This window comes from Pandoraea sp. LA3 (assembly GCF_022696215.1).
GTDB lineage: Bacteria > Pseudomonadota > Gammaproteobacteria > Burkholderiales > Burkholderiaceae > Pandoraea > Pandoraea capi.
This window is the reverse complement of the sequence record NZ_PTPY01000031.1, coordinates 336,375-354,578: the sequence shown is the minus strand read 5'-3', so window position 1 is coordinate 354,578 and position 18,204 is coordinate 336,375. Positions and strand designations below refer to the sequence as shown.

General features: G+C 68.0%; 1 protein-coding gene (cut by a window edge). It reads left to right on the top strand.

Annotated features, from left to right (window positions below):
* Nucleotides 1-18,204, top strand: partial view of a non-ribosomal peptide synthase/polyketide synthase gene (locus C5N93_RS13555; RefSeq protein ID WP_242559660.1) — the 3' portion only. 10,131 nt of this gene lie to the left of the window's left edge; only the last 18,204 of its 28,335 coding nucleotides appear in the window; its start codon lies off the left edge, out of view; it ends in the stop codon at nt 18,202-18,204.

Here is an 18,204-nt window from a genome sequence, read left to right as displayed (position 1 = left end):
CCGATTCAGGCGACGTTCTTCCAACGTCACCCGCACGGCGAAGCGCATTGGAATCAGGCCGTGCTGCTGCATAGCGCATCCATGCCGGACGTCGCCGCGCTGCGACGCGCGCTGGACGCTGTCATGCAGGCGCACGACGCGCTGCGGCTGCGCTTCACGCACACGCCGTCGGGCTGGCAGCAGCAGGTCGTGGCGGTGGACGCGCATAACCTGCTCGAAACGCTGGACCTTCGCGCCGAGACGGACTGGCGGGCGGCCATCGACCGCGAGGGCACCCGTGTCCATCGCTCGCTCGACATCGGGCAGGGACCGCTGCTCAGGGCCAGTCTCATGCAGGTGCCCGAGGGCGCCTATCTGCTCGTCACCATCCATCACCTGGCGGTCGACGGCGTGTCCTGGCGCGTGTTGCTCGACGAGCTGGAGCGTGCCTACCACGCCGCGCACGAATTGCGCGCGATCGAGCTGCCGGATAACACCCCTTGGAGCGTATGGGTGCAGGCGGCCGCCGATCATGCCGATTCGGCGGACGTCATCGACGAATTGCCGTGGTGGCGCGACGCGCTCACCGGTGCGAAACCGCTGTTCGACGGCGCCAGTGCGGGTAAGCCCCGTCAGACCCGTCAGTGGTCGCTCGGCGCGCAGTCGACGCGCGAACTGGTGACGCAGACCCGCAGCCGTTTGGGCATGCAGGTGGACGAAGCGTTGCTGGGCGTGCTGGCCCGCTCGCTGGGTGAAGTCTTCGGCGGTGCCGACGCGATTGTTGCCGTTGAAGGGCACGGTCGCGAAACTCTCGGTCGCGGCGAGCATGCCCAGCTCGATCTGAGTTCCACCATCGGCTGGTTCACGACGCGCTACCCGGTGCGCTTGCCATCGACCGGTGCATTGGACGAACAGCTTCTCGCGACGAAAGACACGTTGCGCGACGTCCCGAACAAGGGCCTGCACTGGGGCCTGCTGGCGTGGCACGCGCGCGACGACGTGCGCGATGCGGTAGCAATGCTGCCCGTCGCACAGGTCGGCTTCAACTATCTCGGCAACCTCGATCAGGCGGTCGCGAGCGGCAGCCTGTTCGCGCTGTCGACGCTGCCCTGCGGCGAGATGGCCGTGGCGGCACCTGCACCGTTCGCGCTCGATCTGAACGCACGTATTCAGGACGGTGCGCTGTCGATTACGTGGGACTACGACCCCGATCTGCTCGATGCCGCACAGGTCGAGCAGTGCATCGCGCGTTTCGACGCGCAGGTGCAGGCCGTGGTGGCCGCGACACGCGAGCGCACCCGCCTCTTCTCGCGCAGCGACTTCCCGCGCGCGGCGCTGACTGCCGCGCAATGGCAGCGGCTGTCGCTGGAAGCGTCGGGGGTAGAGGATGTCTATCCCGCCACGGCAGTCCAGCAAGGGTTGCTGTATCACGATCTGTCGTTGCCCGGCGAGGGCATGTACATCACGCAAAAGCGCGTGACGCTCGTTGGCGAGTTGAATGTCGATGCCCTGCGCGCCGCGTGGGAGCACGCCGTTGCACGTCACGCCGCACTGCGCACGCGTTTCGCCTGGGGCCATGGCGGCCCGATCCTGCAAATCGTACAGTCACGCGCCGAGCTGCCGTTCACCGTGCATCCGGTGGCGACGGACAACGAAACGACGACCGCGTTCGAGGCCCGTTTCACGCAGTGGCTGGCGAACGATCTGCGTGCCGGGTTCGACGTCGAGCGCGCACCGCTGCTGCGGGTGAACGTCTTCCTGCGTCCGGGCAATGCGGCCGATCTGGTGTGGACAGCGCATCACGCCATTACCGATGGCTGGAGCAGCGCCTTGCTGATGGCCGAAGTGGTCGGTACCTATCGGCGGGTGTGCGACGGCCAGACGCCGGGACAGGCGAACGCGGCACCGGCGGTGCCGTACAGCCGTTACGTCGACTGGGTCTCGCGTCAGCCGTCTTCACGCGACTGGTGGGTGGCGCAAGCCGGTGATGCGTCCGAGCGCGGGCAGTTGCTGGCCTACGCCGCTGGCGAGTCCAGCGCTGCGGGGCAAGCGCTCACCTTCGAGGATGTGCTTCCCGACACGCTCGGGGCAAAACTCACCGAAGCCGCCCAGCGCTATCAGGTCACGATCAACACGGTGATGCAGGGCGCGTGGGCGATGCTGATTTCGCAGCATAGCTTCCGCCAGCGCGTGACGTTCGGCGTAACGGTCTCGGGCCGTCCCGCGTCGCTGCCCGGCGCGCAGGACATGCTCGGCCTGTGCATCAACTCGTTGCCGCTGTTCGTCGCCATCGAGCCGTCGCGCGACCTGGGGGAATGGCTGCGCGCGTTGCAGGCACAGAACGTCTCGCTGCGCGAGCACGAGCACACGCCGCTCGCCTCCGTTCAGCAATGGCTCGGCATGAACGGCACCGCACCGTTCGATAGCCTGATGGTGTTCGAAAACTATCCGGTGGCGGCCGGGCTGCTCGATGGCGATGCGTCCTTGCGCGTCGGGCAGGTGCAGGGGTGGGAGCGCACCAACTATCCAGTCACGCTCACGGTCGCCACGCGCGGCACGCCCACGCTGGGCTGGCGCTTCGACGCGACGCGTTGTTCGGACGCACAGGCGACACGGCTGCGTCGCGAGTACCTGACGTTGCTGAGCGCGTTGGCCGACGCCCCTGCGACCGGTCAGCGCGTGGTTGACGCACTGACCCCGAGCGCCGACACGACGAACGCACTCGCGGCGTTGGGCGAGGCTGTGGCGACCGACGTCGCGACGACCCTCGTGCCCGAACGCATCGCGGCGCAGGCGCGACGCACCCCCGATGCCGTGGCGCTTGTCCTCGACGAGCGCAGCCTGAGCTTTGCTGAACTCGACGCTGCGGCCAACAGGCTGGCACACCGCCTGATCGGCATGCATGTCACGCCGGAAGCGCGCGTCGGTGTCGCGATGCATCGCTCCATCGACATGGTGGTCGCGTTGCTGGCCGTCATGAAGGCAGGCGGCGCTTATGTGCCGCTCGATCCGGCATATCCGGCGGCGCGCATCGCGCACATGATCGACGATAGCGGGGTGCGCGTCGTGCTCTCGCAGGCCGACGTCTCGCTGACGTTGTCGGCGGGCGTGCAGCGTCTAGATATCGACGAATCCGTTCTGACCGACGGCCAGCCGCTGCCGCCCGACGTGGCGTTGCACAGCGACAATTTGGCGTACGTCATCCACACGTCCGGCTCGACCGGCGTTCCGAAGGGCGTGGCGATCTCGCATGGCGCACTCACGGGCCACGTCGACGCCACCATTGCCTACGCGAAGCTCAGTGCCGCCGACCGGGTGCTGCAATTCTCGACGGTGAACTTCGACGGCTTCGTCGAACAGCTTTTCCCGAGCCTGTGTGTCGGCGCGACGGTCGTGTTGCGCGGCCCGGATGTCTGGTCGAGCGACGAGTTTGTCGCGCGCGTACGCCGTCACGGCGTGACGGTGGCGCACTTGCCCACGGCCTACTGGCACGCGCTGACGCAGGATCTGGCAGATAGCGCCGAATCCCTCGCGCCGCTGCGTGAATTTCACGCCGGCGGCGAAGCGATGTCCGCGCAGGCATTGCGCCGCACGCGCGAGAGCGCCGGGCTGGCGCCGGTCACGCTGATCAACACTTACGGCCCGACCGAGGCCACCATTACGGCGACGGTCTACGATGCTGCGGAGATCGGTGCCGACGCGCTGCCGTCGCTGTCGGCCTTCGTGCCCATCGGACGTGCGCTGCCGGGACGTCGGTTGTATGTCGTGTCGCCGGATCTGTCGCTCGTGGCGCGCGGTGCCCCGGGTGAGCTCCTGATCGGTGGCGACCTGCTCGCGCGCGGGTATCTGAACCGCCCGGCACTCACCGCCGAACGCTTTGTGCCGGATGCCTTCGCCGGTGATGGCGCGCGCCTGTATCGCACCGGCGATCTGGTGCGCTGGCGTGACGATGGCGCGCTTGATTATCTCGGTCGCATTGACCATCAGATCAAACTGCGTGGCTACCGGATCGAACCGGGCGAAATCGAAGCCGCGCTGACGGCGCAAGCAGGCGTGCGGGAAGCCGCTGCGATCGTGCGCACGGACGGCGCCCGCACGCGTCTGATTGCCTATGTGGGCTGTGAGCCGTCGCAAGCCGTGGACGGCGTCCGACTGCGTGAGACGCTCGCGAAGGCGCTGCCCGACTACATGGTGCCCGAGACGGTCGTCGTGCTCGACGCCCTGCCGCTCACCCCGGGCGGCAAGGTCGATCGCGTGGCGCTGCCGGACCCCGGCGCCGCCGTCACGGCGTTTGAAGCCCCGCAGGGCGAGACCGAGCGCGTGCTTGCCGACTTGTGGCAAACGGTGCTGGGCGTGCCGCAAGTGGGGCGTCACGACAACTTCTTTGCACTGGGCGGCGACTCGATCCTGAGTCTGCAAGTCGTGGCGCGCGCCCGTCAGAAGGGGCTGTCGTTGTCGCCGAAGCAACTCTTCTCGGCGCCGACACTCGCCGGGCTGGCCGCGGTGACGACACCCGCCGAGGCCGGCGCCGCACGCGTGACGACCGACGACGCGCCGGGCGACCTGCCGCTGTTGCCGATCCAGCGGGCGTTCTTCGCTACCGGCATGGCCAACGTGCATCACTGGCATCAGGCCTTGCTGCTCACGCCGGCCGAGCCGCTGGACGCGCAGGCGCTGCGTCAGGCGTTGGTGAGCGTCATCGCGCTTCATGCTTCGCTGCGTCTGCGCTTCACGTCTGACCTCACGCCCGACGCCGCGCAGACCGGCGGATGGCGTCAGTCGTATGCGCCGTTCGACCGCGAAGCGGCGCAGGCGGTGCTGTGGACGCGAACGGTCGCGAGCGCCGACGAGATCGAAGCCGTCGGCAACGAAGCGCACGCCAGCCTCCATCTCACGCACGGGCCCATCCTGCGCGCCGTGCTCATCACGCTGCCGGACGCCAGCCAGCGCCTGCTGCTCAGTGCGCATCACCTGGCGGTCGATGGGGTGTCCTGGCGCATCCTGCTTGGCGACCTGCGTGCGGCATACGACGCATGGCGCGCCGGGCGCGCACCGGCGCTGCTCTCGGTGGGCACGAGCTATCGCACGTGGGCCGAGCATCTGGCGCAAGGTGCATCGCGCGAGGCGCAACGCGCCGAGCTGCCTTACTGGACGGGCATTCGCGGTGCAACGCATCTGCCGGTGACGAACGACAGCGCCGTGGCGCTGGCGGCAGATCTGACCCGGGTCGAACGCCAGTTCGATCGGGACGTGACGCGACACCTCCTGCAAGACGCAGGCGTGGCCTATCGCACGCAGACGGCCGAGCTGCTGCTCGTTGCCGTGGCGCGTGCCCTGCACTCGTGGGTGGATGCCCCGGCGACGGTGTCGACGCAATCGCCGACGCATCCGTCGAACTACGTCATCGCACTCGAAGGGCATGGACGCGAGCCGTGGAGCGACGACGTCGATCTGTCGCGTACGGTCGGGTGGCATACGAGCCTGTACCCGTTTGCCGTTCAGGCGCAGGGTGAGCTTCGCGACGCCATTCTGCGCACGAAGTCGGCGTTGCGTGCGGTGCCGCAACGCGGTCTGGGCTTCGGTGTGATGCGCTGGCTGGGTGACGACGCGACCCGCGAGGCGCTCGCCGAAGTGCCGGTGCCGAGCGTCGTCTTCAACTATCTGGGGCGCTTTGACGGTGCGCTGGGGCAGGATTGGCAGCAAGCCGGGGAACCGCTGGGGCAGACCGTCGCTGGCGATACGCCGCTCACGCATGACCTCAGCATCGACGCCAAGGTCGTGGACGGCGCGTTGAGCGTGGCCTTGTCGTTCAGCGCGCGACGTCTGGCGAAGGCGGACGTCGAAGCGCTGGCCGCTGCCATCGACCGCGAACTGTCGGCTGTCGTCGCGCATTGTCTCGATGCGCACGCCGCCGGCGTGACGGCAGACGATTTCCCGCTGGCTGCACTGGACGAGGCAACGCTCGCCAGCTTGCCCCTGCCGTGGCGCGACGTCGACGATCTTTACCCGTTGGCGCCGATGCAGGCGGGCCTGCTGTTCCACGCCATGGTCGACGGGCAGGGTGGGGCGTACCTGAATCAGATGCGTGTCGATATCGACGGACTCGATCCGGCGCGTTTCGAAGCGTCGTGGCAGGCCGTATGCGCGCGTCACGAGATGCTGCGCACGGGCTTCGTGGCTACGGGCAGCACGCTGCTGCAATGGGTGGCCCGCAAGGCGCCCGTGCCATTCCTGCATCACGACTGGCGTGAGCATACGACGTCGTTGGCGGTCGCGCTGGATGCCCTGGCGCTCGCACAGCGCGAGCAGCCGTTCGATCTCGCCACGCCGCCGCTGCAACGTGTCGCCCTCGTGCGCACCGGCGCGTCGACGTACCACCTGATCTGGACCTGCCACCATCTGCTGCTCGACGGCTGGAGCACGTCGCGCCTGATCGGCGACGTCATGCGCCACTATCGCGGCGAATCCGCAGCGGCTCAGACGGCCTCGTCAGCGACGTTCCGCGACTATGTCGCCTGGCTTGTCGCACAGCGCCAGGACGATGCCGGTGGCGCGAATGCGTTCTGGCGTAAGACGCTCGGCGGCCTCGACAGCGCGACGCGTCTCGCACCTCGTGAATTGCCCGGTGCGCAGGCGCGCGAGGATTTCGCGACGGAAGTCTCGGAACTCGATGCCGACACCGTCAGCCGGTTGAATGCGTTCGCCGCACGCGAACACATCACCGTCAACACGCTTGCGCAAGGTGCGTGGGCGTTGATGCTGCATCAGGCGACGGGGCATGCCAGCGTGGCGTTCGGCACGACCGTGGCGGGGCGTCCTGCGTCGCTGCCCGGCGCCGAGACCATCGTCGGTTTGTTCATCAACACGGTGCCGGTCGTGAGTCACCGCCCACTTCGCGACGCGGCGGGCGACTGGCTGCGTGACTTGCAGGCACGGCGTGCCGAGGCGGCCGACTTCGAACACACGCCGCTGCACGACATTCAACGCGTGGCGCCGCTGAGCGGTTCGCTGTTTGACACGCTGTTCGTCTTCGAAAACTTCCCGGTCGACGGTGCGCTTGCGCAGGCGTCTTCGCACGGTCTGACGCTCTCGGGGGCGAGCACTGACGAATCGACGCATTACCCGCTCGCCGTCACAGTCGTGCCGGGCGCGGCGTGGCGCATTCGCTGGAGCTACCGCACGCAGGCGTTCTCGCGCGAGGAATTGCTCACGCTCGCGACACGCTTTGCCCGCACGTTGCGCGCGCTGGCCGGCGAAGGTTCGCAGGCGGCGGCCGATGCGCTGCGCCTGAACGCCGACACGGCCATGCAGATCGCGGCGCTCGGTGCGCCGCAGTCGCAAGCCGCGTCGCCGGTGGCACAGCAGGCGTTGTGTCTGCACGAACGTATCGCGGCGAACGCGCGTCGCGCACCGCATGCCCCGGCGCTGCGCGACGGCGAGACGGTCGTCACCTACGGCGAGCTCGATGTGCAGGCGAATCGCCTCGCGCACCGTCTGCTCGCCATGGGCATCGGCGCGGAGTCGCGCGTCGGTATCGGCATGACACGCTCGCCGCAGATGATCGTGGCCATGCTCGCAACGCTTAAAGCCGGCGCGGCCTATGTGCCGGTCGATCCGGCCTATCCGGCCGAGCGGCTGTCGTACCTGATGGCGGACTCGGGCATGCGCTGCCTGCTGACCCGCGCGGGCGATCGCGAGCTGTTGCCGGTGCCGGACGGCTTGCCTGTGGTCGACATCGACCACGAGTTGGGCGACACGGACACCGTGGAAGCGGCAGAAGCCCCGGCGATCAAGGTCGATGCGCGGCAGCTTGCCTACGTGATCTACACGTCGGGCTCGACCGGCAAGCCGAAGGGGGCGCAACTCACGCATGCCAACGTCATGCGATTGCTTGATCGCACGCACGCGCGCTTCGGGTTCGGCGAGCAGGACGTCTGGACGCTGTTCCACTCCTTCGCCTTCGACTTCTCGGTGTGGGAAATCTTCGGCGCGCTGTGCTACGGCGGCACGCTGGTCATCGTGCCGCACGCGGTCTCACGCTCGCCCGCCGAGTTCGCGACGTTGTTGCGCGAGACCGGTGTGACGGTGCTGAACCAGACCCCGTCGGCGTTCCGTCAACTGCTGCAAGTGCCGTCCATGTATGAGGACGGCCTGTGCCTGCGCACGGTCATCTTCGGGGGCGAGGCGCTGGAAGTGCGCGCGCTCGCGCCGTGGTTCGCGCATTACGGCGATCGCGGTCCGGCCATGGTCAACATGTACGGCATCACGGAGACGACGGTGCACGTCACGGCCCGTGAGATTACGTCGCGGGACATCGGGGCGGAACGCAGTCCTGTGGGGCGTCCGATCGACGACCTCGGGCTGTACGTGCTCGACGCGTGGGGCGAACTCGCGCCGGTCGGCGTGCCGGGCGAGCTGCATGTCAGCGGTGAAGGGCTGGCGCGCGGCTATCTGGGCCGTGCAGCGCTCACGGCCGAGCGCTTTGTGCCGAATCCGTTTTCACAGGACGGTGAACGCCTCTATCGCACCGGCGATCTGGCGAGCTGGACCGATGACGGCGAACTCGTCTACCTCGGTCGTATCGACCAGCAGGTCAAGATTCGCGGCTATCGCATCGAGCTTGGCGAGATCGAAGCACAACTGCTGCGCGTGCCGGGTGTGACCGACGCGGCGGTGATCGCCGTGGGCGGCACGGCGGACGCACGTCTGCACGCTTACGTGTGCGGCGCGTCGGCGCTCGACGGGGCATCGGTCCGCACGGCGCTGGCGCAACATCTGCCCGACTACATGGTGCCAGCGAGCGTGAGCGTGCTCGCCACGCTGCCGCTGACCACCAACGGCAAGCTCGATCGCGCGGCGCTGCCTGCGCCCGAGGCGCAGCATGCGGGGGGACCCGCACCGCAGGGCCGGACCGAGCTGGCGCTGGCCGAAATCTGGGCCGACTTGCTTGGCGTGCCGACGGTCGGTCGCGACGACAACTTCTTCGATCTCGGCGGCGATTCGATTCTGGTGCTCAAGGTCGCGGCACGCGCCGCGCAGGCGGGGATCGTCCTCACGGCGCGCCAGTGCTTCGAGGCCACGACGCTGGCGGCACTGGCCGCTGCGGCCGATGCGACGGACGGGTCCGAGGCATCCGGCACGTCAGCGGGTGATGCCGCACTTGCGCCGATCGTTCGTCTGACGGATCGTCGCCATCTGCCGCTGTCACACGCGCAACAGCGCCTGTGGTTCCTCTGGCAGTTGCAGCCGCAAAGCACGGCGTATCACGTGGGCGGCGCATTGCTCATGCGCGGCGCGTTCGACGCCGAGGCGGCGCGCAAGGCGTTTGGTTCGCTCGTCGAGCGGCATGAAGCCTTGCGGACGACGTTCGCGATGTCGCCGCGAGGTGAAGCCACGCAGGTCGTGCACGACACGCTGGCGTGCGCTTTCGAGCATCGCACCGGCGACGAAGCCAGTGCTCGTGCGTTTGCCTTGCAATGGATGAGCGAGCCGTTCGATCTCGTCAATGGACCGCTGCTTCGCGTGGGTGTGGTGAGCATGGCGCAAGACGCGCACGTGCTCGTCGTAGGCATGCATCACATCGTGTCCGACGGCTGGTCGATGGACATCCTGCTGAGCGAGTTCGTCGACGCCTATCGTGCCGCCCTCGCGGGCGAGACGCCCGACTGGAGGCCGTTGCCTGTGCAGTACGCCGACTATGCCGTCTGGCAGCGCGGCTGGCTCGACCACGGCGCGCGTGAGGCGCAACTGGCCTGGTGGCGCGATGCGCTCGACGCTGCGCCCGGCAAGCCGCAGCCGGTGCTCGATTTGCCGACCGATCGCGCGCGTCGCACGCTTGGCGACTATCACGCGGCGCGTGTGTCGTTCGCACTGCCTGCGGACGTATCGACGGGGGTGCGAGCACTGGCCCGGCGCTTCGGCACCACGCCGTACGTGGTGTTGCTCGCCGCGTTCCAGGCGTTGCTGCATCGCCATACGCAGCAGGACGACATCCGCGTCGGTGTGCCGGTCGCCAATCGCGAGCGCACCGAGATGTCCGGCGTGATCGGGCTGTTCGTCAATACGCAGGTGCTGCGTGCGCAACTCGGCCCGCGCGTCACGGTAGCCGAACTGATTGCGCAGATCGACGAGCGCGCCCGTCAGGCACGCCTGCATCAGGATCTGCCGTTCGACGCGCTGGTCGACGCGCTTCAGCCGGAACGCAGTCTGTCGCACACGCCGCTGTTCCAGGTCATGTTCAATCACGAACGCGACGACCGGCGGGCACTGGCGCAACTGCCGGGCGTGCGGGTAGAGCCGTTTGCGCTGGACATGGGCGAGGCGCAGTTCGAACTCTCGCTCACGACCAGCGAGTCGCCCGAAGGGGCGATCCACGCCGACCTCGACTACGTGCGTGAGCTGTTCGACGCGGCGAGCGCGCAGCGACTGGCGGACCAGTACGCGCGACTGGTATCCGGCTTTGTCCAGACCCCGGATTGCGCCATCGGCGAGATCGCGCTGCACGATGCGCAGGGTCTTGACGCGCTGATCGGCTGGGGGCGTAACGATGACGGCCAGACGCACGCGGCCCCGGTGCATGAAACGATTGCCCGTCAGGCGGCGGCAACGCCGCACGCGGTCGCCGTCATTCTGGACGACGCGCGTCTGACGTACGGCGAGCTGGACGCGAGAGCGAACCGTCTCGCGCAGCATCTGATCGCCGCGCATCAGGGCCGGGGCGAAGCGCGCGTGGGTATTGCCATGCGTCGCTCGCTCGACCTCGTGGTCGCGGTCCTTGCGGTGTTCAAGTCGGGGGCGGCCTACGTGCCGCTCGACCCCGACTATCCGGCGTCGCGACTGGCGGACATCGTCACGGACAGCCGTCTCGCGGCAATTCTCGCGCATGCCGATGTGCTCGACCGGCTGCCTGCGGATCTCGCATTACCGGTGCTGTGCGTCGACACGCTGGATCTCGATGCGCGCGACGGCGTGGCGGCAAGCGCGCCGGACGTGCGCACACATCCGGCGCAACTGGCCTACGTGATTCACACGTCGGGATCGACGGGCAAGCCGAAGGGCGTGGCGATTTCGCACGGCGTGCTTGCGCGTCACGTGGACGTCTCGGCGCGTTTTGCCGGGATCACGGCGGCGGACCGCGTGCTCCAATTCTCGACGATCAACTTCGATCCGTTCGTGGAGCAGTTGCTGCCCTCGCTCTGTCTGGGCGGGACGGTGGTGCTGCGCGGGCCTTCCGTATGGAGCGCTGCGGAGTTCCGCGCGCAGGTCCGGCAGCACGGCATCACCGTGGCCGATCTGCCGACGGCCTACTGGCAGATGGTCACGCGGGAGCTGGGCGATGACGACGCGTTTGCCGGGCTTCGCGAAGTGCATGCGATGGGCGAGGCCATGCCGCTGGAGGCGTTGCGGCAATGGCGCGCGAGCCGCGCGTTCGGCGGCGTGCGTTTGCTCAACACCTATGGCCCCACGGAAGCGGCGGTGACGGCGACGCTGTTCGACGCGTCTGCCGCCGAGATCGATTCGCTGCCCGCGTTGGTGCCGATCGGCGTGCCGCTGGGCCAGCGCGCGTTGTATGTGGTTGACGCCGATTTCCAACTGGTGCCGGCCGGCGCCATCGGCGAACTGATGATCGGGGGCGACCTGCTGGCGCGTGGCTACCTGAATCGTCCGGATCTGACGGCCGATCGTTTCGTGCCCGATCCGTTCGGTGAGCACGGTGCACGGCTGTATCGCACCGGCGACCGGGTGCGCTGGCGCGCCGACGGCCAGCTTGAATACCTGGGACGCACCGATCATCAGATCAAGATTCGCGGGTTCCGGATCGAGCCGGGCGAGATCGAGGCGGCGCTGCTCGCGCAGCCCGGTGTCGGTCAGGCGGTGGTGCTAGCGCGCGACGTCGACGGTGCGACACGTCTGATCGGCTATGTCACGCCGGTGGCCGGTCGTGCCCCTGATACGGAGCCGATGCTCGACGCCGAGGCGCTGCGTCTGGCAGTGGGCACGACGCTCCCGGACTATATGGTGCCGTCCGCCCTGATGGTGCTCGAGACGATGCCGCAGTTGCCCAACGGCAAGCTCGACCGTCATCGGTTGCCGGTGCCGTCGTTCGCAGCGCAGGCATTTGAAGTGCCGCAAACGGCGCTCGAACAAACGTTGGCGGATCTCTGGCAGGAGGTGCTCGCTGAAGGGCGTGCCGACACCGCGAGCGCATTGCGCGTAGGCCGTCACGACAACTTCTTCGCCATCGGCGGCGATTCGATTCAGATTCTCAAGATCGTGGCACGTGCGGCAGGGCGCGGGATCTCGCTTTCCCCGCGTCAGATGTTCGAGTCGCAGACGGTGGCGGCGCTGGCGACGGCCGTCTTGAGCATGCAGGGCGGCGCACTGACTCCGGTCAGGCCACTTGCGCCACTCGCAGACCGCTCGTCGTTGCCCCTCCCGCTTCCCGCGTCGCATGGACAACGTCGCATGTGGGTGCTCTGGCATCTCGATCCGCAAAGCAGCGCGTATCACATTGCCGACACGGTCCGGATTCGTGGCGCGCTCGACATGGCGGCGCTCCAGACGACGTTCGACGCCATCGTGGCTCGCCACGAGAGCCTGCGAACGACGTTCGCGCAGGGCGAGGGGGACGATGTGCTCCAGATCGTGCACGCGGCCGCGCCGGTGACGATCGAGCGCACGACGCTCGACGTGGACGCGGCGCGCGAGTGGGCGGCAGCGTTCATGGCGCAGCCGTTCGATCTCACGCGGGGGCCGTTGCTGCGTCTCGCGCTGGTCTCGCTCGACGAGCAGGATCATCTGCTGGTCGTGGCGATGCATCACATCGTCTCGGACGGCTGGTCGGTCGACGTCATGCTCGACGAGTTCACGACGGGCTATGCCGCCGCGCTCGCAGGCGACGCCCCGGCGTGGGGCGCCTTGCCGGTGCAGTACGCCGACTATGCGACGTGGCAGCGCGACGTGCTGAACGACACCGAGCGCGAGCGCCAACTGGCTTACTGGCGTGAAGCGCTCGACGACCGCGCGCAGGTGCTGGCGTTGCCGACCGATCGTCCGCGAAACACGAGCGGGCGCTATCGCGCGGCGCGTCTGCCGGTGGCATTGCCGCCGGCGCTCGCGGCGCAGGTCGCCGCGTTGGCGCGTCGCCATGAGACGACCGTGTTCACGGTGCTACTGGCGGCGTTCCAGACGATGCTGCATCGCTATACCGGCCAGCAAGCGATTCGGGTCGGGGTGCCGGTGGCGAATCGGGAACACGCCGAAGTGCAGGGCCTCATCGGTCTGTTCGTCAACACGCAGGTGCTGGGCGTGCAGATCGACCCGCGCATGACGCTCGAAGCGCTGCTGGTGCAGGCGCGTGAGCGCGTGAGCGGTGCGCAACGGCATCGCGATCTGCCTTTCGACGTACTGGTCGAGGCGCTGCAACCCGAGCGCAGCCTCGTTCACGCACCGCTGTTCCAGGTGATGTTCAACTTCGAGCAGGAGAGCCGCCGTGCGCTGCAATCGCTGCCGGGGCTGGTCACGGAGCGCTTCGACGCGGTCGAGCAGGCCGCACAGTTCGATCTGACGCTGAACTTGCGCAGCACACCGGATGGCCTCATCGACGGCAGCTTCCAGTACGCACGGGAGTTGTTCGACGAGGCAAGCGTTGCACGCTTCATGACGCATTACCTCGCGGTGCTGACGGCGTTTGTCACGTCGACGGGCGCGACGGTGGGGGACATCACGCTGGCCGACGACGCGGAAGTCGAACGCCTGCGTCGCTGGGGCGAGGGCGACAGCGTGGCCTCGGGGGCATTTGCGCAGATGGCCGTGCACGTCGCCATCGCGGCGCAGGCCGCGCGCACGCCGTCGGCGCTGGCGCTGGTGCTCGACGACGCGCACCTGACCTATGCCGAGCTGGACGCCAGGGCGAACCGTCTCGCGCAACGTCTGAGCCAGGCGGGCGTGAAGCCCGACACGTGTGTCGGCATCGCCATGACCCGCTCGCTGGACATGATCGTCGCCATGCTGGCCATCCTCAAGGCCGGTGCGGCGTATGTGCCGCTGGACCCGGATTACCCGCTGGCGCGCCTGACGTACATGATCGAAGACAGCGGCATTCGTCTGCTGGTGACCGACGCCGCCGTCGCGGACAAGTTGCCGGCACTGTCGCAGTTGCCGGGCGTTGCGGTGGTGAACGTCGATATCGCTGAGTCGTCGGCAAGCGCTGTGACGTCTGACGCCCCGTTGGTGCCGGACCTGCCGCAACGCCTGGCGTACGTGATCTACACGTCGGGTTCGACCGGACAGCCGAAGGGCGTAGGTATCGCGCACGCCGCGCTTTCCGGCCATATCGACGCGACGATTCGCTACGCGCGTCTGACGCCGTCGGATCGCGTGCTGCAATTCTCGACCGTGAACTTCGACGGCTTTGTGGAGCAGCTTTTCCCGCCGCTGTGTCTGGGCGCGACGGTGGTCATGCGGGGCCCCGATCTCTGGACGACGGACGAATTCGTTGCCCGGGTGGCACGCCACGGTCTGACGGTGGCGCACTTGCCCACGGCCTACTGGCACGTGCTCACGCAGGATCTTGCCGAGCGCGGCGCCTCGCTTGCACCGTTGCGGGAGTTCCACGCGGGCGGTGAGGCGATGTCCGCACAGGGCTGGCGTCGCACGCAGGCAAGCCCGGCGCTCGCCCCGGTCACGCTGATCAACACCTATGGGCCGACCGAGGCGACCATTACCGCAACCGTCTACGACGCAACGTCGGTGCCGGAAGCGACCGCCGCGACGTTCCCGGGCACGGTGCCGATCGGGCGTCCGTTGCCGGGGCGCAGCGTGCAGGTCGTCGCACCGGACATGACGGCCGTGCCGCAGGGCGCTGTCGGCGAACTGGTCATCGGTGGAGATCTGCTGGCGCGCGGTTATCTGGGCCGTGCGGCGTTGACGGCTGAGCGCTTCGTGCCGGACCCGTCGCGTACCGACGGGGGCCGCTGCTATCGCACGGGCGACCTCGCGCGCTGGCGTGCCGACGGTCAGCTCGACTATCTGGGCCGTATCGACCAGCAGGTCAAGATTCGCGGCCTGCGTATCGAACTCGGCGAAGTGGAAGCCGCCTTGCTGGCGCTTGCGGGCGTTCGCGAGGCGGTGGCGTCGGCGCTTGCGGCATCAGTCGGTGAAGACAAGCGACTCGTGGCATGGGTTACGGCGGAGGCCGGTGCAACGTTGGACGTATCTGCATTGCGCTCGGCTCTCGCCGCCACGCTGCCGGCCTACATGGTGCCGGAGGTGCTTGTCGTTCTCGATGCGTTGCCTATGACACCGGGCGGCAAGGTCGATCGCCGGGCGCTGGTGCTGCCGTCGGCTGATGCCACACACGCATCTCAGGCGGCGCACGTCGCGGCGCCCGTGGGCGAGACGGAAATCGCGCTGGCGGCGCTGTGGCAATCGCTGCTCGATGTGCCGGCGGTCGGTCGCGACGACAACTTCTTCGCGCTCGGCGGTCACTCGCTCAAGGCGTTGCAGCTCGTCTCGCGTGTGAAGTCGACGCTGGGTCGTGAGATGGCGCTGCGCGACGTCTTCACCGCGCCGACGCTCAGCGCGCTCGCGCAGCAGTTGGCGCAGGCGCCGCGTATCGCGGCTGAAGCTCCGACGCTCGTTCGTGTGCCACGCACCTCGCGCATGCCGCTGTCGCCCACGCAGTACCGTCTGTGGCTGGCCGACAAGCTCGCCAGCCCGGATGACGCCGCGTCGTACACGCTGGCAACAGCCATGCGGGTGCAGGGGGCGTTCGATGTCGACACCGCGCGTGCCGCCATGGCGTGGCTTGTCGCTCGCCATGAGGTGCTGCGCACCTGCTATCCGGACGACGACGGCGTGCCGTATGCACGCATCGCGTCGCAGGGTGAGGCGGACATCGATGTCGTCGATCTGGAAGGACGAACCGCATCGGCACAGGACGCCGCTGTGGCCGAGGCCATCGCTGCGCAGTCTCGGCATCGCTTTGGACTGGCGAGCGGCCCGCTTGCCCGGATTCGCGTGCTGCGCCTGTCGTCGGACGACCATGTCGTGCTGTTCGCCGTGCATCACATCATTGCCGACGGCTGGGCCATGAGCGTGCTGGTGAGCGAGTTCGCCTCCGCTTACGCGGCGGTGCGTGATGGACTCAAGGCGGGACATGCCCCTGTTTTCGCACCGATATCGGCGGCGGCGACGCCGCAGACAGATCGCGTGGAGTACGTGGACTACGCGGACTGGCAGCGCAAGGCACTGGACGGGGCGTCCGGCGGGGCGTTGCGCACCTACTGGCGCGATGCACTGCGCGATGCGCCGGCAGCGCTGCGTCTGGACACCGATCACGCACGCCCTGAGACGACGTCCACCGCAGGTGCGGGCGTGCTGTTCACCCTGCCGAAGCATCTCGACGCGCCGCTGCGCACATTTGCGCAGCGTCACGGGACGACGGCGTCGAGCGTGCTGCTCGCGAGCTATCAGGCGTTCCTGCATCGACTGACCGGCATGGACGATCTGGTGGTGGGCGTCGATTCGGCGGGGCGAAACGACGTCGCGCTCGAATCGATGCTGGGCTTCTTCGTCAACGTGCTGCCGGTGCGCTCGCGCTTTGCGGCGAATGGCGCGTCGTTCGCGGCGCTCACCCGCCGCACGCACGACGCCATGCTCGGCGCCATCGCTCACGAGGCGCTGCCGTTCGAACGCATCGTCGAGGCCAGCGGCGTGGCGCGCGAGTCGGGCCGTAGTCCGCTGGTGCAAACCCTCTTCGTCATGCAGAACACGCCGCGCGGCGCGCTCGCTATCGACGGTCTGCGTATCGACCCGATCGGCCAGCCTACCGCGTCGTCGAAATTCGACATGGCGCTGTTCATGCATGAAACCCCGCTCGGCTTTGCCGGCGAATGGGTGTTCGCCACCGATCTGTTCGTGCACGCAAGCATCGAACGCTTCGTTGCCACCTGGCTCAAGCTTCTGGAGACCTATCTCATGGAACCCGACAATCCGACGAACGAGACCACGCTGGTGTCCGACGCCGCGCGCACGCGAGACGCTGCCCGCGCTGCGAAGCTGGAAAAACTCGACAAGCTGGGCGCCCTCGGCGGCGCACGCCGCACGGCGCGTGCCGCCTCCGGCGCTGCGGGTGGTCCGGACGGCACTACCGCCGCGCCGGACTTTCAGGTCCGCGTCACGCCGATGCAGGCGGGCACGGGCTTCCCGGCGTTGATCGAACCGTTGCACGCCGATCTCGACCCGTTCGTCTGGGCGGCACGCCATCGCGAACAGATCGACGTCTGGCTCGCCCGACACGGCGGTCTGTTGCTGCGCGGCTTCGCCATCGAGGGGCCGCGTCAGTTCGAGCGCTTCGTCGAGGCAATCGTGCCGGAGCTCTACGGCGATTACGGCGATCTGCCGAAGAAGGAGGAGGGTGAGAGGACGTACCGCTCGACGCCCTATCCCGAAAAGGAAATGATCCTCTTCCACAACGAAAGCTCGCATCTGGAGCAATGGCCGCGCAAGCAGTGGTTCTTCTGCGAATTGCCTTCGCAGGTCGGCGGTGCAACGCCGATCGTCGACGGCCGCGAGATGCTGCGCCGGTTGCCCGCGGAGGTCGTGGATCGCTTCGCGCGTCTGGGGCTGTGTTACGTGCGCACGTTCATCGAAGGGCTGGACGTGCCGTGGCGTCAGTTCTTCCATACCGACAGCCGCGAGGAAGTCGAGGCGCGTTGCCGGGCGGTGGGCACGGAAGTGCGCTGGTTCGGCGATACCTTGCAGACTGTCTCTCGCGGCCCCGGCGTGATCCGGCATCCGGCAACGGGCGACATGGCGTTCTTCAATCAGGTGCAACTGCATCACCCGTATTTCCTGGCGCCGGACGTGCGGCAACACTTGCTCGACATCGCCGGTGAGGACCGTCTGCCGCGCAATGTGCTGTACGGCGACGGCACGCCGATCGACGACGAAACGATGGCTCTGGTCGGTCGCGCGTACGACGCCTGCGCGTTCCGCTTCGACTGGCAGCGCGGCGACGTGGTCATGCTCGACAACCTGCTCGTGGCCCACGCGCGTGACCCCTATCAGGAGCCGCGCAAGATCGTGGTGGCCATGGCGCAGATGATGTCGCGTGACAGCGTGCCGCTCGTGCAGCCCACCTCACAGCCCGCTCCGCAGACCGCTCCGCAGACCGACGAGCCGGTCGCGGGCCCGATGACACAGCGCGACGACCATGCATGA